The 22,217-nt window shown below is 66.2% G+C and carries 23 protein-coding genes; 11 read left to right on the forward strand and 12 right to left on the reverse strand.

What is annotated here, in order from left to right; all coding sequences use genetic code 11:
- Positions 1 to 1,275, reverse strand: coding sequence for a DUF389 domain-containing protein (locus tag GO488_RS04665; RefSeq protein WP_162316628.1), 1,275 nt, complete (start codon positions 1,273 to 1,275; stop codon positions 1 to 3).
- A 120-nt stretch (positions 1,276 to 1,395) separates the two neighbouring features.
- Positions 1,396 to 2,730 (reverse strand): DEAD/DEAH box helicase family protein, encoded by a 1,335-nt coding sequence (locus tag GO488_RS04670; RefSeq protein ID WP_162316629.1) that lies wholly within the window; start codon positions 2,728 to 2,730, stop codon positions 1,396 to 1,398.
- A 200-nt stretch (positions 2,731 to 2,930) separates the two neighbouring features.
- Between GO488_RS04670 and GO488_RS04675 the strand changes: the two genes are divergently transcribed.
- The 4 genes from GO488_RS04675 to GO488_RS04690 all read left to right on the forward strand — a co-directional run bounded on the left by GO488_RS04675 (position 2,931) and on the right by GO488_RS04690 (position 5,255).
- Positions 2,931 to 3,671, forward strand: a complete 741-nt coding sequence (locus tag GO488_RS04675) for a winged helix-turn-helix transcriptional regulator (RefSeq protein WP_162316630.1) — start codon at positions 2,931 to 2,933, stop codon at positions 3,669 to 3,671.
- A 187-nt stretch (positions 3,672 to 3,858) separates the two neighbouring features.
- Positions 3,859 to 4,173 (forward strand): HalOD1 output domain-containing protein, encoded by a 315-nt coding sequence (locus GO488_RS04680; protein WP_241692892.1) that lies wholly within the window; start codon positions 3,859 to 3,861, stop codon positions 4,171 to 4,173.
- A gap of 150 nt (positions 4,174 to 4,323) precedes the next feature.
- Positions 4,324 to 4,512 (forward strand): DUF1328 family protein, encoded by a 189-nt coding sequence (locus GO488_RS04685; RefSeq protein ID WP_162316631.1) that lies wholly within the window; start codon positions 4,324 to 4,326, stop codon positions 4,510 to 4,512.
- A 77-nt stretch (positions 4,513 to 4,589) separates the two neighbouring features.
- A complete protein-coding gene (locus tag GO488_RS04690) occupies positions 4,590 to 5,255 on the forward strand; it encodes a nucleotide exchange factor GrpE (RefSeq protein ID WP_162316632.1) in 666 nt (221 codons plus the stop codon).
- 274 nt (positions 5,256 to 5,529) lie between these two features.
- On the opposite strand, the gene GO488_RS04695 is transcribed toward GO488_RS04690, so the two are convergent.
- Positions 5,530 to 6,450: a hypothetical protein gene (locus GO488_RS04695; protein ID WP_162316633.1), complete on the reverse strand. Its 921-nt coding sequence runs from the start codon at positions 6,448 to 6,450 to the stop codon at positions 5,530 to 5,532.
- Positions 6,451 to 6,873: 423 nt separating this feature from the next.
- Between GO488_RS04695 and dnaK the strand changes: the two genes are divergently transcribed.
- Positions 6,874 to 8,769 (forward strand): molecular chaperone DnaK, encoded by a 1,896-nt coding sequence (dnaK, locus tag GO488_RS04700; protein WP_162316634.1) that lies wholly within the window; start codon positions 6,874 to 6,876, stop codon positions 8,767 to 8,769.
- Between the two features lie 178 nt (positions 8,770 to 8,947).
- Here dnaK and GO488_RS04705 read toward each other — a convergent pair whose 3' ends face one another.
- The 3 genes from GO488_RS04705 to GO488_RS04715 all read right to left on the reverse strand — a co-directional run bounded on the left by GO488_RS04705 (position 8,948) and on the right by GO488_RS04715 (position 11,820).
- Complete coding sequence (locus GO488_RS04705) at positions 8,948 to 9,340, reverse strand: hypothetical protein (RefSeq protein WP_162316635.1); 393 nt, start codon at positions 9,338 to 9,340, stop codon at positions 8,948 to 8,950.
- Positions 9,341 to 9,491: 151 nt separating this feature from the next.
- Entirely contained in the window at positions 9,492 to 11,234 is a 1,743-nt protein-coding gene (locus tag GO488_RS04710) for a Rieske (2Fe-2S) protein (protein WP_162316636.1), read from the reverse strand.
- Between the two features lie 67 nt (positions 11,235 to 11,301).
- Positions 11,302 to 11,820 carry a hypothetical protein gene (locus tag GO488_RS04715; RefSeq protein ID WP_162316637.1) on the reverse strand — a complete coding sequence of 173 codons (519 nt, stop codon included), beginning with the start codon at positions 11,818 to 11,820 and terminating at the stop codon, positions 11,302 to 11,304.
- Positions 11,821 to 12,177: 357 nt separating this feature from the next.
- Between GO488_RS04715 and dnaJ the strand changes: the two genes are divergently transcribed.
- Complete coding sequence (dnaJ, locus tag GO488_RS04720) at positions 12,178 to 13,329, forward strand: molecular chaperone DnaJ (protein WP_162316638.1); 1,152 nt, start codon at positions 12,178 to 12,180, stop codon at positions 13,327 to 13,329.
- Between the two features lie 65 nt (positions 13,330 to 13,394).
- Positions 13,395 to 14,150 carry a hypothetical protein gene (locus GO488_RS04725; protein ID WP_162316639.1) on the forward strand — a complete coding sequence of 252 codons (756 nt, stop codon included), beginning with the start codon at positions 13,395 to 13,397 and terminating at the stop codon, positions 14,148 to 14,150.
- A gap of 46 nt (positions 14,151 to 14,196) precedes the next feature.
- On the opposite strand, the gene GO488_RS04730 is transcribed toward GO488_RS04725, so the two are convergent.
- Both GO488_RS04730 and GO488_RS04735 read right to left on the reverse strand, forming a co-directional pair.
- Complete coding sequence (locus tag GO488_RS04730; RefSeq protein ID WP_162316640.1) at positions 14,197 to 14,937, reverse strand: hypothetical protein; 741 nt, start codon at positions 14,935 to 14,937, stop codon at positions 14,197 to 14,199.
- 138 nt (positions 14,938 to 15,075) lie between these two features.
- Positions 15,076 to 15,867, reverse strand: a complete 792-nt coding sequence (locus tag GO488_RS04735; RefSeq protein ID WP_162317538.1) for an aldo/keto reductase — start codon at positions 15,865 to 15,867, stop codon at positions 15,076 to 15,078.
- Between the two features lie 147 nt (positions 15,868 to 16,014).
- On the opposite strand from GO488_RS04735, the gene GO488_RS04740 reads away from it, so the two are divergent.
- Positions 16,015 to 16,833, forward strand: coding sequence for a halocyanin domain-containing protein (locus GO488_RS04740; RefSeq protein WP_162316641.1), 819 nt, complete (start codon positions 16,015 to 16,017; stop codon positions 16,831 to 16,833).
- A gap of 27 nt (positions 16,834 to 16,860) precedes the next feature.
- On the opposite strand, the gene GO488_RS04745 is transcribed toward GO488_RS04740, so the two are convergent.
- On the reverse strand, positions 16,861 to 17,391 hold the full coding sequence (locus GO488_RS04745) for a type II toxin-antitoxin system RatA family toxin (RefSeq protein WP_162316642.1): 531 nt from the start codon (positions 17,389 to 17,391) through the stop codon (positions 16,861 to 16,863).
- A gap of 138 nt (positions 17,392 to 17,529) precedes the next feature.
- On the opposite strand from GO488_RS04745, the gene GO488_RS04750 reads away from it, so the two are divergent.
- Both GO488_RS04750 and GO488_RS04755 read left to right on the forward strand, forming a co-directional pair.
- Positions 17,530 to 17,799, forward strand: coding sequence for a MarR family transcriptional regulator (locus tag GO488_RS04750; RefSeq protein WP_162316643.1), 270 nt, complete (start codon positions 17,530 to 17,532; stop codon positions 17,797 to 17,799).
- Positions 17,800 to 17,889: 90 nt separating this feature from the next.
- Positions 17,890 to 18,963, forward strand: a complete 1,074-nt coding sequence (locus tag GO488_RS04755; RefSeq protein ID WP_162316644.1) for a tubulin/FtsZ family protein — start codon at positions 17,890 to 17,892, stop codon at positions 18,961 to 18,963.
- A gap of 324 nt (positions 18,964 to 19,287) precedes the next feature.
- On the opposite strand, the gene GO488_RS04760 is transcribed toward GO488_RS04755, so the two are convergent.
- The 3 genes from GO488_RS04760 to GO488_RS04765 all read right to left on the reverse strand — a co-directional run bounded on the left by GO488_RS04760 (position 19,288) and on the right by GO488_RS04765 (position 21,555).
- Entirely contained in the window at positions 19,288 to 20,631 is a 1,344-nt protein-coding gene (locus GO488_RS04760) for an alkaline phosphatase family protein (RefSeq protein WP_162316645.1), read from the reverse strand.
- An 85-nt stretch (positions 20,632 to 20,716) separates the two neighbouring features.
- Positions 20,717 to 20,842, reverse strand: a complete 126-nt coding sequence (locus GO488_RS20055; protein ID WP_277814705.1) for a hypothetical protein — start codon at positions 20,840 to 20,842, stop codon at positions 20,717 to 20,719.
- A 182-nt stretch (positions 20,843 to 21,024) separates the two neighbouring features.
- Positions 21,025 to 21,555 (reverse strand): inorganic diphosphatase, encoded by a 531-nt coding sequence (locus GO488_RS04765; protein ID WP_162316646.1) that lies wholly within the window; start codon positions 21,553 to 21,555, stop codon positions 21,025 to 21,027.
- A 289-nt stretch (positions 21,556 to 21,844) separates the two neighbouring features.
- On the opposite strand from GO488_RS04765, the gene GO488_RS04770 reads away from it, so the two are divergent.
- On the forward strand, positions 21,845 to 22,204 hold the full coding sequence (locus tag GO488_RS04770; RefSeq protein WP_162316647.1) for a PadR family transcriptional regulator: 360 nt from the start codon (positions 21,845 to 21,847) through the stop codon (positions 22,202 to 22,204).
- The last annotated feature ends 13 nt before the right edge of the window (positions 22,205 to 22,217 follow it).

The raw sequence follows: 22,217 nt of genomic DNA on the forward strand, positions 1-22,217 counted from the left end.
TCAGGCTCCCTCGGTCTGACGGTCGACGAAGCTCACTTCCACGCTCGTCTCCTGTCCGATAGCCGGGGTGACGGCCGCGTCCAGCCGCGCGGCTAACTCCGGATACGCCTCGTCGTCGGGGCGACTCACCTCGACGGTGACCTCTCGGTCCAGTTCGTAGACGGAGACGCCCCCGAACTGGGTCCGTACCGACAGCAGTCGGAGCCGCTCGTAGGCCTCCTCGTTCAGTACCTCTTCGACGGCGTCGTTGACGGACGTCTCCACCTGCATCTGCCGCGCGGTCACCGTGCTCGCGCCGGCGAACGTCGCCAGCAACACCGCCAGCGCCAGCACCGTCGGGGCGTACTTGCGGGCGGTCCCGAGCGTCGGTTCCCCGTCGGGCCAGTCCCAGGGGCGGAACCCGAGGCCCCAGAGGACCGAGAACCCGGCCAAATTGACCGAGGCCGCGTTCACCACGAGGAGGATGCCGGCCCCGAGCGCGATCGCCGGAATCCCCCACGCGAGCCCGATACCGACGGCGGCGGCGGCCGGGATGAGCGCCGCCGCGATCATCACGCCGACGAGCGAGACGGGCAGCGCCGTCGCGAGGCCGAACGCGCCGGCGGCCCCGGCGCAGATCCCAACGGCCATCGAGAGGAAGCCCGGCGAGATGCGCTGGGATATCTGCTGGACCGTCCCGACGCGCAACTGGCCGGGAACGAACCCGCCGTATCGCAGGACCATCCCGAACGCCGCCGCGCTGACCACGGCGAGGGTCAGTCCGAGTATCTGGTCGCGGAACCCCTCCTTGACCAGCGCGCGGTCGTCGAGCGCCGTCCCGACGGAGGCCGTCAGCGCCGACCCGACCTGGGGCGCGATGACCATCGACCCGACGACGACGGCCGGCGAGTCCAGCAGGAGCCCCGCCGTCGCCACCACCGCGCTCAGGACGGTCATCCCGTAGTACGTGATCGCGCCGGGGTTCATCCCGATAGCGCGCCCCCGGAGTTCGTCGTGCGAGATGCGGTCGTCGTGGCGTTCCGCGGTGGCCGCCTGATTCGACCGGGACGTCTCCACGGACCCGACGACGGCGTATCGGTCGGGGTCCATCCCCGCCGCTTCGAGTTCTCTCAACACCTCGTCGACGGTCTCCGGCGGGAGCGGGAACTGAAAGAGCGAGGCCTCCTCGTCGTCGCTCTTCTCCTCGGTCTCGACGTAGCTTATCTCGCGTCCGTCGAGGACCTCCTGAACCGCTTCCAAGTTGTCGTCGACGACGCGTATCTGTATCAGACGCACCGCTCGTGCCTCCGCACCGCTATCGAACCGAGAGAGAACAAGGGCTGCATCTGTCCGAACGTACCGGCCGACGCCGGTTATGTATTCGGGCCGAAAGCGCCGGATTTCAGCCGAGAGACACTATCGCCGCCGTCTGGCCACGCGCTCCTCGGCCGTCTCCTCGGTGACGAGTTCGTACAGCAACGCGCGCGAGTCGTCCGCCTTCGGGCGGAGTATCCGGCCGAGCCGCTGGGTGAACTCCCGTTCCGACCCGCTGCCCGAGAGGACGACGGCGACGTTGGCGTCGGGCACGTCGACGCCCTCGTCGAGGACGTTCGCCGTCACGACCCGGGAGTACGTGCCGTCGCGGAACCGCTCGATGATCTCCCGGCGCTCGTCCGCGCCCGTCTCGTGGGTGATCGCCGGGAGCAGGAACCGCTCCGAGAGCCGATAGACGAGGTCGGTGTAGGCGGTGAAGACGATGACGCGGTCCTCGCGGTGACGGTCGAGGATCTCCGCGAGCCGCTCGACCTTCCGCCGGGCGTTCATCATCACCTCACGGGCGCGTTGCTTGGCGAGGAGGGCTTCGCGGGCCGCGGGGTCGGTCCCCGAGCGCTTGACGAGTTCCTGATAGTCGCTGCCCGAGCGCAGCTCGATGCCCGATCGGGCCAGATAGTCGGTGAAGGTCCCCTGTTCCTCCTCGTAGCGCTCGCGTTCGTCGGGCGTCAGCGAGACCTCGACGCGCTTGATGTCGTAGTCCGCGAGGTGGTCGCCGGCGAGGTCGTCTATCGCTACGCGGTGGACGAGCGGTCCGACGAGCTCCTCGACCACTTCGTGAGCGCCGTCGGGGCGCTCGAAGGTCGCCGTCAGGCCCATGCGGGCGGGCGCGGCAAGCAGTCTGGCGATGTCGCGGTAGCCCTCGCCGCCGAGGTGGTGGACCTCGTCGAAGACGACCAGCCCGAATCGGTCGCCCAGTTCGTCCGCCCGGAGGTACGCCGAGTCGTAGGTGGCGACGGTGACGGCCTCGACTCGCTGCTCGCCGCCCCCGAGCCGCCCGATGGGGCGGTCGAACTCCCGTTCGAGTTCGCGCTGCCACTGCTCTAGGAGGTCGATGGTCGGCACGACGACGAGCGCGGCGGTTCCGAGCGCGACCATCGCGGCGATGCCGATGACCGTCTTGCCGCTCCCGGTCGGCAGTTCGAGACAGCCGCGGTCGCCGGCCTCGCGCCACGCCGAAAGCGCGGATTCCTGATACCCACGAAGGTCGTACGTCGTCGAGAGGTTGAGCGAGGGGGCGTCGAGGACTCGGTCCGTGTACGCGATATTGCGTCCTTCGAGGGCATCGAGCAGCGCGGCGTATCTGTGAGCGGGCGCTCGTCCGCTTTCCGAGCGGTCGTCCCGCTCGACGCCGGGGAGGTCCGCCTTCGAGTCTCCCGCGACGCGGATAGTCCCGTCTTCGAACGTCAACTCCAGCACGTTCTGCGGTTGGCCGCAGTCGCGGATAACGCTTTCCCGCGGCGGGACGCCGGATCAGCGCTCCGCCGACTTAGGGGTCGTTAACCGCGCTAAGACCGACGATTTATCCACTCCTCTTATAGTAGATGGAGTTTTACCCCCTGCTGGGTTTCGGGAGCGGCCTGCAGACTCGACCCGGAACCCGCGTGGCTGACAAATCCATGACAGCTACACTCCGAGCGGTCGTCGGTCTCGTCGCGGTACTCGTCCTGGCGACGACGGTGTCGCCGGCGGTAGCGGCGGGACCGGCGGTCAGGTCACCCGACGATGCTGAGTTGCATCAAGCAGTCAGTACCGGCGGGATGCCCGGCCTCGGAACGGGAGACGATCGCCTGGAGGCATCCACTCTGCTGCAACTCCAGGACGGACTGTTCAGCGTGAGCCTCCCCGTCACGGACGTCGTTCCGGTGGTTCCGGCCGTCGCCGGCTACTCCCGATTCGGTGACGGCGACCCGCTGGAACACGAGACGCGCCAGCGGCTCTTCGACGCCGTCACCGGCGACCCCGGCGTCTACGTCACCGAACTCGCTCGCGAGACGGACACCCACGTCTCGACGACCCGCTATCACGTCCGCGTCCTCGTCGACGAGGGGCTGATCCAGCGGACGAACGAGAACGGGCGGAGCTATCTGTTCCCGGCACACGCCGAGAACAGCGTCTCGCCGGCGACGGTAGAGGACGGGACGCGGCGTGCCCTCCTCAGCGCGCTGGACCGACACGGACCTGCGACGGGAGGCGAACTCGCCGAGCGGGTGAGCCTCACGAAGAGCACTGTCTCCTACCATCTACAACGACTCCGAGAAGACGGACTGATCGACCGGCAACGCGACGGTCGATCGACTATCAACGCGCTCGCGGACGGTATCGACGGGGCGTTCGTCCCGACCGCCGACGATGACTGATAGTTCGACCGGTCCGTCAGAACGGATTTTTTTGTCTGCGTCGTCGCTCGGCACAGATGAGCAGTAGCGCCTCGTCGAAGCAGTCGAGACAGTTGCCGCCGACACCGCATCGAGACGACGCCGATTCGACGCCACGGCGCGACCGACCGCCACAGCGGTCCGCTCCGCGCCGAGCGACCGCCGAGCGATGACCGAGCGAGCGTCCGAGCCGACCGATATCTCGCTCATGTACGTCCCGGCCGCCGGCTGTCACTACGCGACGGTCGAGCGTCCCGGGTCGATGAGCGACGTCGTCACACTCTGTGTGGCGCATCTCGACGGTATCTCGTGTGCCGAACTCCCGCCGCTGAGCGACGTCCTCGACCCGTCGGCGCTCGATGCCCTGTTCGCGGACGAGAGCGCCTGTCCGTCCTGCGTGCTCACGTTCGAGTACTGCGGATACGCTGTCACCGTCGACAGCGCGGTCCAGTGTCGGTTCTCACGGATCGGAGCCGGCGACTGATCGACTCTTCCCCTTCGAGTACGCCCGTGAAGGCCGTCGAGCGACGCTGCAACCCACCTCTAGAATATGGCCGATATACCGGCTAAAAGTCCGGATATCCGTATGTTATGGCGTCCGTAATAATGCACCCGCGGCTCGACTTCCGAGCGCATGCTACAGAACGCCATCATGACACCGCTGCAGTCGGGCGGGTTCCTCGAGTTCGCACTCCTCTTTCTGGTCTTAGCCATCGTCGCAGGCGTGGCCGGGTTCCGAGGCATCGCCGGCCTCAGCATGAGAATCGCGAAGATACTGGTACTGGTCTTCCTCGTACTCATGGTCGTCAGCCTCTTGCTGTAGGAATCGGCGGACGACGGCTCGCGGGCGAGCGGCGACGTTTCTGAATCCTTTTATTCGTGTGACGGTACGCTTCGAGTATGACTGACCAAGACGCCGCCGAGGAGCAATCGACCGAGACGGCGGGCGATACGGAGGACGTCGAGAGCGCGCCCGACGACGTCGACGCGGCCGACGTCGACCTCGACGACGTCGCCGACGGCGAGACGGCAGACCAGGAACTCGTCGAGCGGGTCGCCGACTCGGACCCCGAGGCGGTCGCCCGCGAACTGACCGCCCTGCGGAACCGCGCCGACAGTCTGGAGTCGCAGGTCGAGACTCTCGACGGGGAGACGGCGGAGTTAGAGGACAAGCTCAAGCGCAAACAGGCGGAGTTCCAGAACTACAAGAAGCGGATGAAAAAGCGCCGCGAAGAGGAGAAACAGCGCGCCACCGAGGACCTCGTGACCCGCGTCCTCGACGTCCGCGACAACCTCGAACGGGCGCTCGACCAGGACGAGGACGCCGACATCCGCGACGGCGTCGAATCGACGCTCCGCCAGCTCGACGACGTGCTGGCCGCCGAGAACGTCGAAGTCATCGACCCCCAGCCCGGCGAGGGCGTCGACCCGACTCGGCATCAGGTCCTCGCGCGGGTCGAGAGCGAGGAGGAACCCGACGCGATCGCGGACGTCCACCGACCCGGCTACGAGATGGCCGAGAAGGTGCTCCGCGAGGCGCAGGTCACCGTCAGCGAAGAGGAGTAGCACCGCCGTCGGAGTGTGTTTCCACGTAGGGCATTACTCGTGTACTAACTAACACACAGACGGCGCGAAACGGAGTTCTATCGGATATAACGCTCGCCAGGACTGAGAGAGAGATTTGTCAAAAAGTCGTCAGCTCCGCGGCGTTCCGGACACAACGCTGTCAAGACGCGCCGAGAGTGGTCGACACGGACAGCGACGAGTGGCGCTGCTGTCGGGGACACGTCCCTCGCCGGAAGAACCGAGAAGGGTCGTCCGTGGAGGTGGCGGCCTGCGACTACGGACAGCCGTCGTCGCTGCCGTTCTCGGTCCCGTTCTCCGGGGACTCCGGAGTGGGCTCGTCCGCTTCCGGGGCCTCGCTTTTCTCGGCGGGCGAGTGGTCGAGTTCGAGCGTGTACGCCGCGGAGTCGAGCGACGGGTCCATCGTCGCAGCGGGTTCGAACCCGACCTCGACGACGTACGTGCCGTTCTGTTCGGCCACGAAGGACTCGTCGTAGTCGTCGAGCGCGACGTCCTCGCCGTTCGGGGCGGTGACGGACACCTGCTCGTACCACTCGCGGTCGTGGACCTGAGAGACGACGTCGATATCCATCTCGTCGCCGGCGGTGAGGTTCACCGCGTAGTGGTCGTCGTCGTAGTTGGCGGCGGCGGCGTCGACCGTGGCGTCGCCGTCGACTACCGTCGCCGACTCGGGCGATTCGTCGGGGTCGTACCGATCGAGTCGGTGCGTTTCGAGCGTCAGATCGTACCGTTTCTCCTTTTGGCCTTCCTCGGTGACGCGGACCGTGTATGTCTGGTTGGTCTCGGCGACGTCGCCCGCTTTCGCGTCGAAGTCCTCCATCATGACGTTGGTGCTCGCGGGGTCGTCGCCGCCCGAGAGCGTCCCGACTTCGGTGCCGTTCTCGTCGTACACGCTGACGCTGATGTCGTCGAACGTCGACGTGCTCGCGTCGAGGGCAGCGGTCAACGTGAACGCCTCACCGCGCGCCGCGTCGAACGTGAAATTCCGCGTGCTGGTCGTCGTCACCGACACGGTCTCGCCGTCGTGTATCGGCGTCGCGTTCACCTCTGCGCTATCCGTCGTGTCAGCGCCGGCGTCTCGGGCGAGTGCGCCCGGGGCGAAGACGCCGCCGACGACGACTGCGGAGAGGACGAGAAGCGCGACGAGTCCGATACGTACAGTGTTCGTCTGTCTCATTGTTGGATCAGTGCTACCTCCACAGCACAGGGACCATCGGTCTAACACGGGGCCGAAATCGGTGCAGGTCTGGGAGAGGTAACACGTTAGCGTTCACAGACGCCCCATCTTATTACCATCTGTATAACCTCCCAAAATCCGCCCACATCGGCTATACGCTCCCCTCAGAGATTATGACTCTATTTTACTGTCTAAATGTATTTATTACCTATAAGTACGAAATGTCCCCTGTGTCAGGTTACTGCTGGGCAACAGGGTCCGGACAACTATCGACCGCTGAACGGTGACTTTGCGGTCAACTTATAATATTCGGTCGCTGGGGGCCGAGATGGACGAAACCACCGGCAGCGAGCGGTTCGGGCGCTACTGCCGTCGGTACATCTAGCAACTTTTAACCGGCGCAGAGAGGTACAACCGGGTAAGATGGCGAGCAACAAAATTCTGGGTATCGACCTCGGGACCACGAACAGCGCGTTCGCGGTCATGGAAGGTGGCGACCCCGAAATCATCGTCAACGCGGAAGGCGAGCGGACGACGCCCTCCGTCGTCGCGTTCGACGACGGGGAGCGCCTCGTCGGCAAGCCGGCGAAGAACCAGGCCGTAAAGAACCCCGCACAGACCATCCAGTCCATCAAGCGCCACATGGGCGAGGAGAACTACTCCGTGGAACTGGACGGCGAGGAGTACACGCCGGAGCAGGTCTCGGCGATGATCCTCCAGAAGATCAAGCGCGACGCCGAAGAGTACCTCGGTGACGAGATCGAGAAGGCCGTCATCACGGTCCCCGCGTACTTCAACGACCGCCAGCGACAGGCGACCAAGGACGCCGGCGAGATCGCCGGCTTCGAGGTCGAGCGCATCGTCAACGAGCCGACCGCGGCCGCGATGGCCTACGGGCTGGACGACGAGTCCGACCAGACGGTGCTGGTCTACGACCTCGGCGGCGGAACCTTCGACGTCTCCATCCTCGACCTCGGCGGCGGCGTCTACGAGGTCGTCGCCACGAACGGGGACAACGACCTCGGCGGCGACGACTGGGACCAGGCCATCATCGACTACCTGGCCGACGAGTTCGAGTCCGAGCACGGCGTCGACCTGCGCGACGACCGACAGGCCCTCCAGCGGCTGACCGAGGCCGCCGAGGAGGCCAAGGTCGAACTCTCCTCGCGTAAGGAGACCCGCATCAACCTGCCGTTCATCGCCACGACCGACGACGGCCCCCTCGACCTCGAACAGAAGCTCACGCGCGCGAAATTCGAGTCGCTGACCGAGGACCTCATCGAGCGGACCGTCGGCCCGACGGAGCAGGCGCTCTCCGACGCGGGCTACGGGCAGAGCGACATCGACGAGGTCATCCTCGTCGGCGGGTCCACCCGGATGCCCCAGGTCCAGGAGCAGGTCGAGGAGATGACCGGCCAGGAGCCGAAGAAGAACGTCAACCCCGACGAGGCCGTCGCGCTGGGCGCGGCCATCCAGGGCGGCGTCCTCTCGGGCGACGTCGACGACATCGTCCTGCTCGACGTGACGCCGCTCTCGCTGGGTGTCGAGGTCAAGGGCGGCCTCTTCGAGCGGCTCATCGAGAAGAACACGACGATTCCCACGGAGGAGTCGAAGATCTTCACGACCGCTCAGGACAGCCAGACGCAGGTCCAGATCCGCGTCTTCCAGGGCGAGCGCGAGATCGCCGAGGAGAACGAACTGCTCGGCGCGTTCGCGCTCTCGGGCATCCCGCCGGCCCCCGCCGGCACGCCGCAGATCGAGGTCTCGTTCAACATCGACGAGAACGGCATCGTCAACGTCGAGGCCGAGGACAAGGGATCGGGCAACAAGGAGGACATCACCATCGAGGGCGGTGCCGGCCTCTCCGACGAGCAGATCGAGGAGATGCAAAACGAGGCCGAGCAGCACGCGGAAGAAGACGAGGAGCGGCGCAAGGAGATCGAGGCCCGCAACGAGGCCGAGGCCGCGGTGCGCCGCGCCGAGACGCTCATGGAGGAGAACGAAGAGGAACTGGACGACGACGTCAAGTCCGACATCGAGGCGAAGATCGAGGACGTCGAGGAGACCCTCGAAGACGAGGACGCCACGACCGAGGACTACGAGCAGGTCACCGAGGAGCTCTCCGAGGAACTGCAGGAGATCGGCAAGCAGATGTACGACGGACAGGCCCAGCAGCAGGCCGCCGGCGGCGCTGGCGGCATGGGCGGCGCCGGTCCCGGTGGAGCGGGCGGTCCCGGCGGCGCGGGCGGCGCGTCCGGGCAGGGCGAGGAGTACGTCGACGCCGACTTCGAAGACGTCGAAGAGGACGACGACGAGTAAGTCGCCGTCCTCTTCGGCTCGGAAGTCGCGTGCAGCGTAGCGAACACGTCTTCCGGTGTTTCGAAAAGCGAGCGGAGCGCACCTTCTCAGGAAGATGAGTAAGTCGTCTTTCGCTTCGGCTCGGCGGACGAGCGAAGCGACCGCTCGCAGTTAGCTCGAGAAAGCCACTCGGTGCCGCTCAACCGGCGACGATTCCCGGCGGGACGCCGAGCGCCTGGAAGGAACTGTACCCCATATACGCGGCGGCGAAGAGGATGACGAACGTGACGCTCCACGTCCCGGCGGAGATGCCGACGGCGCGCACGATGGATCCCTCGTAGAGGAGGTCGACCGTGAGGAAGTACGCGATGACGGCCAGCAGCGGACCCAGTGCGACCCAGTAACCGCTGACGCCGACAGCGCCGGAGACGAGGTAGGTCACGCCGAACCAGACCAGCGAGGTCAGTCCCGCCGCGAACGCTGAGTAGCCGATACTGGAACCGCTCGTGAGGACGCTCGTGCTGACGTACGTCGCGACGGTGACGACGGCGAAGCTCAGCACGAACCCGAGGATCGAACCGGATAATGCCACGGGTGTATCATGTCGCCACAACGGGTTATCTCTCAGACTTGCAGTTGAAGGGGGCCTCCCGAAATTGCGTTTCGCGCTCTCACTACCGGTTTCCGGCGTTTTGAGCGACGGCCAGCATATGCGCTTCCGAGTCCGGTTTCGACCGGGGCGTTCAGGCACTCTCGTCGTGAATCGCCTCGCCGCGGAACAGCCGACGGGCGATAGTGAAGGTCTGCTCGCGCTCGCGACGCGTCGGGAAGTGCGCCGAGAGGTAGCGCGCGGTCGCGATCAGCGGCAGTCGCCGCTCAGCGTCGCCCGCTGCGAACGCGGTCTGTCGGAACGCCGCCTCGACGTTCTGGAGTTCGTGAAAGCCCGCGTCCTCCCGAAGTAGTCCCTCGGCGAGCGTGCGCTTCAGCGCGGAGACGTCCCCGCCCGCGTCGAAGTGTTCGCTGGCCAACGCGCCGGCCTCGTTCACGCGACCCTGTTCGTCGAACGTCGCCAGTAGGTCCTCGCGAATGGCCTCGGGATCGCGCGCCGACCCCTCGGGTTCGGGAAGCGGCGCGGCGGGCGTGTTGAGGAAGCGGTCGAGGTAGACCGACATCGCGCCGTCGAAGCAGGGACGATACGCTTCGACGGCGTCGGTCCGGGCCGCGAGCGCGTGGGCGGCGTTGGCGTAGCTGAACGTGTGGTGGACCGTGTTCCAGTCGCTGAACTCGTTGCTCGTGGCGAAGTGCGCGACCCGCCGGGTCGCCGCCAGCGCGACAGTCCGGGACAGCTGTTCGGCCGTCGCGCCCTGCCGGATAGCGTCTTCGAGCGCCTCGATCACGACGTGCGGATCGTCCGAGAGCAGCGTCTCGACGAAGTCCTCGGGACGCTTCCATTCGCGACCCTCGCCGGCCGCCACGAGGTCCGGCAGGGCGTCGTGGGCGTCGAAGCACAGGTCCGCCACGTCGATCGGCTGTCGCCACTGGGATAGCTCCTCGCTCCGGCTCGCGTCGGTGAACTGCTCGACGGTCGAAGCGAGGACGTCCTCGGCCTTCGCCCAGCCGACGTGATCGAGCGTCTCGACGGCCTTGTTGACGAAATCGAGCGTGTGACCGGCGTTCGTGTAGAGGTGGTCCGTCGCCGCGGCCAGCAGAATCTCGACGACGTCCTCGGGCGGGAGGTGGGCCGCGGCGGTTCGCAGACACCGCTCGGCCCCGTCGCTATCGCGGACCTCGCAGGTATCGCGGAACCACGACTTCAGGCGGGCCTTCGAGAGGTCGCCGTTGCGGAGTTCGTACTGGTCGAAACGCGGCGGTTCGCCCGCCGAGTCGTCCGCGACCTCGGTGACGCCGACGTACATCGCCCGCAGTTTCTCGTCGTGAGCCGCGTCGTCGTAGAGGTTCGCCATCGCGGCCAGCGTCGTCAGACCGCGGCCCCACCCCATCGCTCGGTAGGTGATGCCGAAGTCGACGGCGGTTTCGAGCGGCGTCGCGAAGCCCTCGCCGAGGTCGTCTAGATTGATCACGGCCTTCGCGGCGACGAGGTCGATGTTCTCTCGCATCGCGTCGGCCAGCCGGTTGCGCCAGTGGGTCGCCGGAGACACGTCGGGCTCCGGGTCGGGGTCGAGGTAGATAGTTCCGTCCCGGATCTCGACGGGGAACGTCTGGACGTCGTCGGCCCACGGATCGAGTGTGTCGCCACAGGCCAGTTCGAAGCGCGCGTGGTGCCAGTGGCAGGTCAGCAGGCCGTCGTCGACGGTGCCCTTCGAGAGCGGAAACCCCATGTGCGGACAGCGGTTGTCGACGGCGTAGACGGTGCCCTCGTGGTGAAACAGCGCGATGGAACGCCCGCCGACCTGTACGAGTTCGGGCGAGTCCTCGGCGAGACGATCGAGCGGAAACAGCTCCTGATACGCGTCCTCAGTGGCCATGTGTGAACAGTCGTCACAGAAGCGGGTAAACCTTCGCTGGGCCGAACTCGCATCGGCGATCCGACAGTCAGGCCGTCCCGTTGCCGATGGTCACCGTTCCCAGCGTATCGGTGCGTTCGTCGGGCGCGCCGACGAGACGGCCGGTCCAGACGACGTCGACGGTGTCGCCCGATTCGAGGTAGAAGCCCACGGAGCCGTCGCCGTCGAGGTAGTTCCCGTTCCCGTCGCTGTCGACGCTGGGGTCGTCGACGGTGAAGGAGTCGCCCGCGCCGACCGGTAGCTCGCCGCCGTCGGCCCAGACGAGCCTCGTGGTCTCGTTTCGACTCGCGTCGGTGACGACGACGGCCAGTTCGTTCGTGCTGGTCGAGGTCAACTGCCCGTCGCCCGCGAGCGTGACCGTGACCGCGCCCGCGTCGGCGTCGTAGCTCCCGTCGACGGTGACGTCCGGGGCCGCCGTCCGCAGGTCCGCGCCGGGACCGGCGATCACGGCGACGACGCCCGCGACGGCCAGCAGCGCTAGTCCCCAGACTGCGATGCGCTCGACGGTCACGACACCGCGGGTCCCCGACGGCGTGTCGGTACTCATGGATTGGTTCGTCCAGCGGGACGGAAATAAGCGCCCCGGTCACGCGCTAGCGATCGCGGTCTATCAGACGAGTATGAGCGGGACTAATCCTGTAAACGGCCAGAAAGCCCCGAGCGTCTCGACTCGCGTGACTCGTTGCGCGCTTCCCTCGCTCCCTCCGGTCGCTCGGTCCAGTGCTTACGTCGTCAGGCTTCGGCCGAGACGCTCGCCCCTTTCATTCCCGCCCCGCGGTGGCCTCATCGGGCGATACGTTCTGCCCGTTCACCCGGCCGAACCGCGGCTATCGCTCCTCTCGATACCGCTTGTGCTAGACCCGTTCTTTTGAAGTGGCTCAATCGAGTATCGTACGCACAACGAATGAGCCAGGATTTCTACGAGGTACTGGGCGTCTCGCGGGACGCCTCGGAAGACGAGATTCAGCAGGCGTACCGCGAGAAGGCCCGGGAGTATCACCCCGACGTGAGCGACGATCCGGACGCCGAGGAGAAGTTCAAGAAGGCGAAGAAGGCCAAGGAGGTCCTGACCGACGAGGAGCAGCGACAGATGTACGACCAGATGGGCCACGACCGCTTCGAGCAGGCCGAGAAGCGCGGCGGAGCGGGCGGCGGTGCCGGCGGTCGCGGCGGCATGGGCGGCGACCCGTTCGGCGGGGCCGGCGGCTTCGACATGCAGGACATCTTCGACCAGTTCTTCGGCGGCGGCGGACGCGGCGGTGGCGGCAACCGTCCGCGGCAGGGCCAGGACCTCCAGACGCGACTGGAGATCGACCTCGAGGAGGCCTACGACGGCGCGACGAAGCAGTTGACCGTCACTCGGCCCGAGACCTGTGAAGACTGCGACGGGAAGGGTCACCCGCCGGAGGCGGACTCCCAGACCTGTCCGGAGTGTAACGGGCAGGGCCAGACCACGCGCGTCCAGCAGACGCCGATGGGTCGAGTCCAGCAGACCGCGACGTGTCGCCGCTGCGAGGGCGACGGGACGCTGTACGACGAGACCTGTTCGACCTGCGGCGGCAACGGGACCGTCCAGAACGAGGCGACGCTAGAAGTGGACGTCCCGGCCGGCATCGCCGACGGCCAGACCCTCCGGATGGAACGCGAGGGCGCGCCGGGCGAGCGCGGCGGTCCCAACGGCGACCTGCTCATTCAGGTCACGGTCCGGAGCCACCCCGACTTCGAACGCGACGGCGACGACCTCTCGCACCAGCACGCCATCTCCTTCCCGCAGGCCGTCTTCGGCGACACGATCACCGTCCCGACGCTCGACGGCGAGGTAGAGATGGACATCGACTCGGGGACTCAGAGCGGTGAAGTGTTCAGGCTAGAGGGCAAGGGGATGCCACGACTGCGCCGCCGCGGCAACGGTGACCTCTACGTGCAGGTGCAGGTCGTCACGCCCGACAGCCTCAACGGCGAGCAGCGGGAGGCGCTCGAAGCGTTCGCCGAGGCCGGCGGCGAGGAGGTCGACGTCGAGGAGGGCTTCTTCGAGAAACTGAAGAACTCGCTGTAAGCTCCCGTTGAGCGGTCGTTCTCGTTTCCGCCTCCCTTTTGTCGGGTCGTTCCCAACCGAGGCGTATGCAGACACTCGCCGATCTCGTCGCGGACGCTCGCGGCCGCGACGGCGTCCTCTTCAGCGCGCCCGAACGAAACGCACCGTACAGTTACGGCGATTTCTGTACGAACGTCTGGAAAGGCGGGAACCTGATGCGCCACTACGGCGTCCGCGAGGGGACCCGCGTCGCCGTCGTCGTCGGGCCGAAGAACCCCACGGACGGGGACGAACCGGGCTACCTCCGCGACGCGCCGGACGCCCTACTCGCGTTTCTCGCCGCGGCGCTCGACGGCGCGGTCGTCGATATGGACCCGCCGGGAGCGGTGGACGCGACGGCGCTGGTCGCGCCCGCCGCGTGGATAGAGCGCTACGAACTCGCGCCGGGGACGAAGGCGCTGTCCTACGGCGGGCCGATAGACGATCCGACCGTCGCGCAGTTCGAGCGCGAGCTGTGGAGCGAGAACCCGCTCGCTCCGCCGGCGGAAGTCGGCCCCGAAGATGACGCGCTCGCCGCCGAGAAGACGTACACGCACGGCGAACTACTGGCCGCCAGCGAACGCGTGGCCGCCGACCACGATATCGACGAGGAAACGACGGTCGCCCTGCGCGCGCCGGTCACGACCGCCGGCGCGCTCGTCGCCGGCCTGCTCGCGCCGATGCGCGTCGGCGCGACGGTACTGTTCGGCGGCGACGACGAGTCGGGCGACGTGGCGGTCGCCGGCGAGGGGAGCGACGTTCCGGAAGAGCGGGTGATCCGACTGAGCGAACTCTCGGTCTAAATGCGGTAGCCGCGGTAGTCGACCGCGCTCCACGCGCGTTTCGCCGTCAGTCCGTCGGGCGAACGAGGTCCGCGAGCGAGACCAGCGTTCCCAGAACCCAGCCGAGCGGGACCGAGATGGCGAGCCACATCACGACGTAGGCCGCCCCTTCGAGGTCGAACGTCTCGGAGAACAGTTCGGCGAGCCCGACGGGAGCCAGCGCGTTGTCCAGCAGCCACTGTGCGAGAGCGGTGCTGTTCGGGAGGACGACCGCCGCGAGGGTCTTCGAGAACAGCGCCGCGACGACCGGGGGCAAGAAGAGCGCGGTCATCGCGAAGGGATAGGCCAGCAGGACCGTCGTCCCACGGCCGCCGACGCGGCGGGCACCGACCGCCAGCGCGGCCGACACCGTCGCGACGCCGCCGGCGATGACGATGGCGAGAAAGCCGCCCGCGAGCAAGTCGAATTGGAACCGCGCCAGCGCGGCGAGCCCGCCCCAGACGACCAGCGAGAGGACGACGACGCCGAGGAGACCCAGCCGCGCCGCGGTGCCGCTGATGCGTCGCGTCTGGAAGCGGACGAACGCGCCCAGTAACACCAGCGGATAGACGAACGTGATTATCGGCACACCCAGCGCGGACCACAGTCGATACAGCGCCATGCCGGACTGTGAGTTCGGTTGCCAAGTTCCCAGTACGGTGTCGCTCGCTCCCCGCTGGCGCGGGTAGGCGATCTCCATCCACGTCTCGTGTAACCGCCTGAGGTCGATCTGGATCCCCCTCACGACCCCGTTGGTCCCGGTAGACATATCCGCCAGTTTCTCTCGGCCAGCGTTAAAGCTTCGACCCTGTTCTCGTTTCTGATAGAAATATCGTCGGAGACGGCACCTCGATACGACCGTCCGAGTCGGGTCCGGTTCCGAGCGGCCGGCGGTCCGCGCTCGGGTTCAGTCCCAGGCGTCGGGACCCCAGTCGGGGTCCACGAGACGGGTGCGCTGTTCGATACCGTCGATGCGGTCGAGTTCGTCCTCGGAGAGGTCGATCTCGACGCTCTCGAAGTTGTCCTCGATGTGGTCGCGGCCGGTCGCCTTCGGGATGGCCGTGACGCCCTTCTCGCGGAGCCAGGCCAGGCTGACCTGTGCCGCGCTGGCGTCGTGGTCCTCGGCGACGTCGGCGAGCACGTCGTCTTCGAACACCTCGCCGCGGGCGAGCGGCGAGTACGCGACGAGTTCGTAGTCGTGTTCGTCGGCGTGGGCGCGCAGCTCCTCCTGCTGGAGGAACGGGTGCATCTCGACCTGGTTGGCGAAGACGGGCGCGTCGAGGATGTCGACCGCTTCCTCGACTCGCTCCGGCGGGAAGTTCGAGAGCCCGACGTGGTCTATCTTCCCGCGGGAGTGCAGTTCGTCGAACGCCGAGAGGGTCCCCTCGGCGTCGTATTCGCCGGCCGGCCAGTGGACGTACAGGAGGTCGACGTGATCGAGGCCGAGGTCGTCGAGGCTCTCCTCGGCGGTCTCGAGAACGTCGTCGTGGGCGAGATTCGAGGTATCGATCTTCGTCGCGACGAAGAGGTCGTCGCGGTCCACGTCGGCCGCGGCGATACCGTCGCCGACGGCGGCCTCGTTGCCGTAGGCCTGTGCGGTGTCGACGTGTCGATACCCCATCTCCAGGGCCGTCTCGACGCTCGTCGCGCACTCGTCGGGGTCGTCGTTCTGCCACGTTCCGAGGCCGAGCATCGGCATCCCGTTTCGGCGCGGGACGCGGTCGGGTGTAGAGTCCAGTTGGGTCACACAGAGCCAAGGGGAGTGACTCGGAAAGGAGTTAGGAAAGCGGCCACCCCCCGATTCCAAACCGACATATTCAGGACGGGGAGTCACGAAGGGCCGAGTATGACAGACGGTAGTGCGGACGTGTCTCGCCGGGCCTTCTTGCGCACCGCCGCAGGAGCGACTGCTGTCTCGGCCGCGACCGGGGCCGCGGCCGCACAGGAGAACGGCACCAGCACAGGGACCGCGACCGGAACCGCGACGGGTACCAGCACGGGGACGCCGAGCGGGACCGGCACCCCCTCCGGAACCGAGACCGGCACCGGTAGCGGCGGCGGCGAGAACGGCACCAGCGGTGGAAGTGGCAACGAGTCCAGCGGCGGCGGTGGCGGCGGCGGTGGAAGCGCCGGCCCGCCGGACTACGGCAACTGGTTCAGCGGCGTCGGCAACTTCACCGGCAGCACCGTCGACGAGACCGGCAGTAGCGAGGTGACCGTCGAGGTCGGAGTGGAGGCCAACGGCGGTGCCTTCGGCTTCGGCCCGCCCGCCGTCCACGTCGACAACGGCGCGACGGTCAAGTGGGAGTGGACCGGCGAGGGCGGCGGTCACAACGTCAAATCGCAGGGCGAGGGTCCGTTGGACTCCGGCAGTGCGACGTCCAGCGCCGGCGTCAACTACGAGTACACCTTCGAGGAAGACGGCATCTACAAGTACTACTGCGCGCCCCACCGGGGTCAGGGTATGAAGGGCGCTATCGTCGTCGGGACGGATTACCCAACTGCTAGCACCGGCGGCGAAGGCGAGAGCGACGCGTCTCCGGAGGTGCCGAGTAGCGCGAAGACCCTCGGCGTCGCCACGTCGTTCGTGATGGTCGCTACGCTCGGCCTGGCGTACTTCTTCGTCCGCTACGGCGGCGATTACGAGGCCCCGGACGTCGAGTAACCGACGCGGTTCCACGACACGGCGCGTTTAGAGGGAGTCCGGCCCGGTCCGGATGTTCAGATCGACGTCGCGGCGCGTTCCCTCGATATCGGCGACGACTCGTTCGACGATGCGACCGGCCTCTTTGCGGATCAGCGGTTTGACCTTCTCGATGACCCAATCCAGCGAGACGAATCTGGGCAGGTCCACGCTGCTCTCCGACACCGAACTCGGGTCGAAATCGATGTGGAAGACGATCCGCGAGGCCGCTTCGACGCCGTCGGGCGCTTTCTCGGGCACCGACTCGACTTTCCAGTAGCCGTCGGCGTCGATGTCTTTCACGATGCGCCAATCGATCCGTTCCGGTCGCTCGACACCGGTCACCTCAGACCGCGCGGTGTAGGTGAGCTTCCACCACGAAAAGACGAGGTCGTATCGCGTTCCCGGCGTCCCGTCGCCGTCCTGTGTCACCCGTTCTATGTACTCCGAATAGCGCGCGTATCCCGGGAAATCCAGCAGGAACTCGTACATCTCCTCGGGGGGCGCGTAGACGACCGTACTGACCTCCACTTCGTCCACGTCCCCTATGCAGGGGGTTTCCGACGTAAACTTTCGGGCGGCACTCGCTACGGGACTGCGAAGGTTGCCGGAAGATTCTCACGACGCATGAAACAGAACGGGAAATATTATTACGCTGTATCCGATAGGCAGGAGTAGATGAGTACATCCGACGTTCAACAGGCCGAAGCGGACGAGGAGGCCGTCGGCTGGGAGGCCGTTCGTGACCTCCCGCCGAGCGCCAAACTCGTCGCGAAGGTCTTAGAGTACAACGAGACGCTGACCCAGAGCCAGCTCGCGGAGGAGACGCTGCTGCCGCCCCGCACCGTTCGCTACGCGCTGAACCGCCTCGAAGAAGCCGACGTCGTCGCCTCGCGCTTCTCCTTCGCCGACGCCCGCAAGCGGATCTACACGCTCCGCATCGAGTGAGCCGTCGCTGAGAGCGAGTAGCACATACCGCGTACTCGGCACGTACGTATCAGGGCAACGTTGATTAGTTCCCCGATAAATTCGGTGTACATGAAAGTCGTCCTGATTGGCGTCGGCCAAGCCGGGGGAAAGGTCACGGAGTCCCTCGCCGAATTCGACTACGACATGGGGTTCAACGCCGTACGCGGCGCGCTCGCGGTCAACAGCGCCGAAGCGGACCTCCAGAACCTCGGCATCGACACCGCGCTCATCGGCCAGGACCGGGTGAAGGGCCACGGCGTCGGCGGCGACAACGAACTCGGCGCACAGATCATGCAGGAGAACGCCGTCGAGGTGCTCGACAGCCTCGACGGGCGCATCACCACCGAGGCCGAGGCCGTCGTCGTCGTGGCCGGTCTCGGGGGCGGCACCGGTTCCGGCGGCGCGCCGATGCTCGCCCGCGAGCTCAACCGCATCTACGAGATGCCCGTCTACGTCCTCGGCATCCTCCCCGGAAAGGACGAAGGCGGTCTCTATCAGGCCAACGCCGGCCGCTCGCTCAAGACGGCCGCCCGCGAGGCCGACTCCCTCCTCCTCGTCGATAACGACGCGTGGCGCGGCACCGGCGACAGCGTCGCCGACGGTTACGAGCGCGTCAACGACGCCATCTCCCAGCGCGTCGGCCTCCTGCTCGCCTCCGGCGAGGCCGTCGAGGGCGTCGGCGAGAGCGTCGTCGACTCCTCGGAGATCATCAACACTCTCCGCGGCGGCGGCATCTCCTCCATCGGCTACGCCAGCGCCGAGGCCGCCGAGGACGCCAGCGAGAACGTCAACACCATCACGAGCGTCACGCGGAAGGCCCTCCTGACTAGTATGAGCCTCCCCAACGCCGTCGAGGCCGAATCCGCCCTGCTGGTCATCGCCGGCGACCCCGACCGCATCTCCCGGAAGGGCGTCGAGCGCGCCCGCCGCTGGGTCGAGGACCAGACCGGCAGTATGCAGGTCCGCGGCGGCGACTTCCCGCTCGGTTCGGACAAGCTCGCCGCGCTGGTCGTCCTCTCGGGCGTCGAGCGCTCCGATCGCGTCGACCAGTTCATGGAGCGGGCCAACGAGGCCGCCAAGTCACAGGGTAACTCCGTCGACCCTGACGAGTTCACTAACGACGACCTGGATAGCCTTCTGTAAGTAGTACCTTTTTACTGCGGGGGGTCGCCGATGGCGACCCCCGCTTGCAAAAATCTACGCTAAAAAGGCCGGTCGCGCGGAGCGCGACCGGAGAACCGGCGGCTTCGCCGCCGGATGCTTACAACGTTCCGCCGGCCGGGAGTGCGCTCTGTCGCACGACCCGGGGAAGGGCAGGCTGACGAGAGGAGCATACCGCGCCTCCGGCGCGGTTTCACTGAACGTGAGGCGAAGCCGAACGTTCAGCCTTTTTAGCGTAGATTTTTGCGGACCGGGTTCCCGCAGGTCGCCGCAGGCGGCCGAGGAAACCCGGTTCGGAAAAAGGTACTATACCAGGCTCGCGCCGTCGAACTCGGTGCGATCGTAGTCGTGTTCTAGCAGGTCGAGGATGGTCGGGGCGATGTCGTAGAGGTCGGCGTCCTCGATGCGGGCGTCGGCGTCGTCGACGAGCAGCGTCGCGTTGTCGAAGGAGTGCATCCCGTTGCGCGGGCCGATACCGAAGACGTCGTCGCTGCCCTTGAAGCCGGCCTTGAGGTCGAAGCCGTGGTTCGGGACGACGACGAGGTCCGGCGCGATGTCGTCGTGGTCGCCGCGGAAGGCGTCCTCGCGGGTGACGACGCGGTCGGCGACTTTGTTCCCGTTCGGACCTTCGAGCGATTCGAGCTTCTCCTTGAGGTCGTCGCGCACCGACTCGTACTCGGCTTCGGGGACGCCGCCCTTGGGTTCGCGGCCCTCTAAGTTGACGTAGAAGCGGCCGGGGATGAGCGAGTACGCCTTCGTGTCCTCGCCGATGTCGCCCAGCTCGGAGTGGTCGTCGTCCTCGTATTCGAGCCAGCCCTCCTGTTCTAACCACTCGTTGAAGTGGACCTCGTGCTCCAGCGAGGTGAAGCCGTGGTCGGAGGCGACGACCATCGTCACGTCGTCGCCGAGTTGCTCGCGGAGCTTGCCCAGATACTCGTCGACCTTCTCGTAGAAGTCGAAGAACTCCTGTTTGTACTCGCCGTCCTGCTCGTAGTGCTTGAACAGGAAGTGGTTGACCCGGTCGGTGGTCATGAAGACGCCGAAGAAGAGGTCCCAGTCGTCCTGCCCGACGTAGTGGGAGAACGTCTCGTAGCGGCGTTCGAGGGTCTCGTGGGCGTCCTCGACGAACTCGGTCTTGTCCTCGTCGTGGCCGAGCTTGGCGTTGACGTCGATGCGGTAGTTGCTGTCTTCGAGGCGGTCACGCAGTTCGTCCGGATAGGCCGCCTTGTCGACCCCGGGCGAGAGGAAGCCGGAGACCATCCGCTGGACGTTTCGCTGCGGCGGGAACGTGACCGGGACGTTGAGCACCGTCGCGTCGCGGCCGTCCTCGGTGACGCGGTCCCAGAGGCGGGTCGCCTGTACGTCCCGGCCCATCGGCACGTACGTGTCATAGGAGCCGACCTCGCGGTCCTGAAAGCCGTAGACGCCGGTCTGTCCGGGGTTGACGCCGGTCGTCAGCGAGGGCCAGCAGGCGCTGGATTCGGGCGGAACGATGCTGTCGATGGGGCCGCCGCTCCCCTCGTTCTTGAGCTCCGTGAGGTTGGGGAAGACGTCCGGATGCTCGTCGATGAGGCTGTACGGCACACCGTCGATGCCGAAGAAGGCGACGCGGGGCGCGTCGTCGCCTTTCAGACGGTCGAATAATCCCATGGGGTTCGATAGGCCGGTCAGGGACAAGAAGCTTCTTTTCGAAATCCCGTCGGGGAAAGCGGCAAAGCGTACGAAACGAGCGTTCCTACGAGTTGCGGTCGGCGTTCTCGGGGACGACGGTCAAGTGCGCGATTCCCGGTTCGCTCGGTGTCTCTCGCTCCGGTTCGGCCGTCGGTCCGTCGAGCGCGCCGTCGGATTGATCGGTTGCCATCGTGTGTCGAAAGCAGGGGTGCGACGGTGAAAAGATTACCCATGCTCATACATAATCGGCAACGACTGCCGTCATTATCGGTGAGCATACGCCCCGGTCGAGCGGCGTCAGTCGGCGGGACGACGAGAGCGAACGGACGCCGAGAGCGAGTGCCGTTCGTCGCGAGGAACGGAGCGCGTCGCTCAGAAGTTCTCGTCGTAGAGTTCCTGTGCGTGTTCGATGGCGTCCATCGCGGCCTGCTTGTCCTCGAAGCCCTGCGTCTCGACTTCCTTGCCCTTCTCCAAGTTCTTGTACGACGTGAAGAACTCCTCTATCTCGTCGAGCCGCTGCTGGGAGATGTCCTCTAAGTCGTCGATGTAGTCCCAGCGGGGATCTTCGGTGGGGACGGCGATGATCTTGTCGTCCTGTTCGCCGTCGTCGTCCATCTTCATCATGGCGACGGGGCGAGCCTCGATGACGCAGCCGGGGAACGTCTGGTCCTCGACGAGGACGAGAACGTCGAAGGGGTCCTCGTCGTCGTAGTACGACTGCGGGATGAACCCGTAGTCCGACGGGTAGTGGACGTTCGAGTGGAGCACGCGGTCCAGCACGACGGCGGGGATGTCCTTGTCGTACTCGTACTTGTTGCGCTCGCCCTTGAGGCACTCGACGACGGCGTAGATCTCTTCGGGCGGGTTCGGTCCGGTCTCTAAGTCTTCCCAGAGATTCGTCATCGTCGGCGACTGCGACGCCGCGTCAAAAATGGTTTTCGTAATGTCTCGCGCCGGGATAGGTCAAAAAGTATTTGTCCGACGGTACCGGAGCAATGACGACGATAAACGCTGCCGGTAGTTGGTCGCTACCGAGGCATCCAGCGGCGGGCCCGGTGCGTCGGCACTTTCGAGAGGTAGCCGACGAACGAGCGGTATCTAGTATCCTATAGATAACCCGCGTTTCCCGAGATAGCGACTGTCCGCGTCGTGGTTAACAAGTATTAAATAGTTCGGTGACATTTCTTTCACCATGTCAGAGGCACAATCCGTTACGGGCAGTCCAGGTATCGCGAAAGACCTCACGGCGTTCCAACAGAACATCCTCGTCATCCTCGCGGAGGAGCCGCGGTACGGTCTCGCTATCAAACGGGAACTCGAAGCGTACTACAGCGACGAGGTCAACCACGGCCGACTCTACCCGAACCTCGACGACCTCGTCGAGATGGGACTGGTCGAGAAGAGCGAACTCGACAAGCGGACGAACCAGTACTCGCTGACCGACAGCGGGAAAGAGGCGGTCCTCGACCAGCTCGGCTGGGAGTTCTCGAAGTTCGTCACCGGCAACGACCGCGCCGACGAACTCCACGACCTCGTCGACGACCAGGAGTAAGACCCGCCGACGC

The sequence above is a fragment of the Haloarcula limicola genome (assembly GCF_010119205.1).
Lineage (GTDB): Archaea > Halobacteriota > Halobacteria > Halobacteriales > Haloarculaceae > Haloarcula > Haloarcula limicola.

Coding starts and splice junctions, on each gene's coding strand:
- GO488_RS04675 (WP_162316630.1), top strand. CDS start 2,931: ATGACAGCTACACTCCGAGCGGTCGTCGGTCTCGTCGCGGTACTCGTC.
- GO488_RS04680 (WP_241692892.1), top strand. CDS start 3,859: ATGACCGAGCGAGCGTCCGAGCCGACCGATATCTCGCTCATGTACGTC.
- GO488_RS04685 (WP_162316631.1), top strand. CDS start 4,324: ATGCTACAGAACGCCATCATGACACCGCTGCAGTCGGGCGGGTTCCTC.
- GO488_RS04690 (WP_162316632.1), top strand. CDS start 4,590: ATGACTGACCAAGACGCCGCCGAGGAGCAATCGACCGAGACGGCGGGC.
- GO488_RS04695 (WP_162316633.1), bottom strand. CDS start 6,450: ATGAGACAGACGAACACTGTACGTATCGGACTCGTCGCGCTTCTCGTC.
- dnaK (WP_162316634.1), top strand. CDS start 6,874: ATGGCGAGCAACAAAATTCTGGGTATCGACCTCGGGACCACGAACAGC.
- GO488_RS04710 (WP_162316636.1), bottom strand. CDS start 11,234: ATGGCCACTGAGGACGCGTATCAGGAGCTGTTTCCGCTCGATCGTCTC.
- GO488_RS04715 (WP_162316637.1), bottom strand. CDS start 11,820: ATGAGTACCGACACGCCGTCGGGGACCCGCGGTGTCGTGACCGTCGAG.
- dnaJ (WP_162316638.1), top strand. CDS start 12,178: ATGAGCCAGGATTTCTACGAGGTACTGGGCGTCTCGCGGGACGCCTCG.
- GO488_RS04725 (WP_162316639.1), top strand. CDS start 13,395: ATGCAGACACTCGCCGATCTCGTCGCGGACGCTCGCGGCCGCGACGGC.
- GO488_RS04730 (WP_162316640.1), bottom strand. CDS start 14,937: ATGTCTACCGGGACCAACGGGGTCGTGAGGGGGATCCAGATCGACCTC.
- GO488_RS04735 (WP_162317538.1), bottom strand. CDS start 15,867: ATGCCGATGCTCGGCCTCGGAACGTGGCAGAACGACGACCCCGACGAG.
- GO488_RS04740 (WP_162316641.1), top strand. CDS start 16,015: ATGACAGACGGTAGTGCGGACGTGTCTCGCCGGGCCTTCTTGCGCACC.
- GO488_RS04750 (WP_162316643.1), top strand. CDS start 17,530: ATGAGTACATCCGACGTTCAACAGGCCGAAGCGGACGAGGAGGCCGTC.
- GO488_RS04755 (WP_162316644.1), top strand. CDS start 17,890: ATGAAAGTCGTCCTGATTGGCGTCGGCCAAGCCGGGGGAAAGGTCACG.
- GO488_RS04760 (WP_162316645.1), bottom strand. CDS start 20,631: ATGGGATTATTCGACCGTCTGAAAGGCGACGACGCGCCCCGCGTCGCC.
- GO488_RS20055 (WP_277814705.1), bottom strand. CDS start 20,842: ATGGCAACCGATCAATCCGACGGCGCGCTCGACGGACCGACGGCCGAA.
- GO488_RS04765 (WP_162316646.1), bottom strand. CDS start 21,555: ATGACGAATCTCTGGGAAGACTTAGAGACCGGACCGAACCCGCCCGAA.
- GO488_RS04770 (WP_162316647.1), top strand. CDS start 21,845: ATGTCAGAGGCACAATCCGTTACGGGCAGTCCAGGTATCGCGAAAGAC.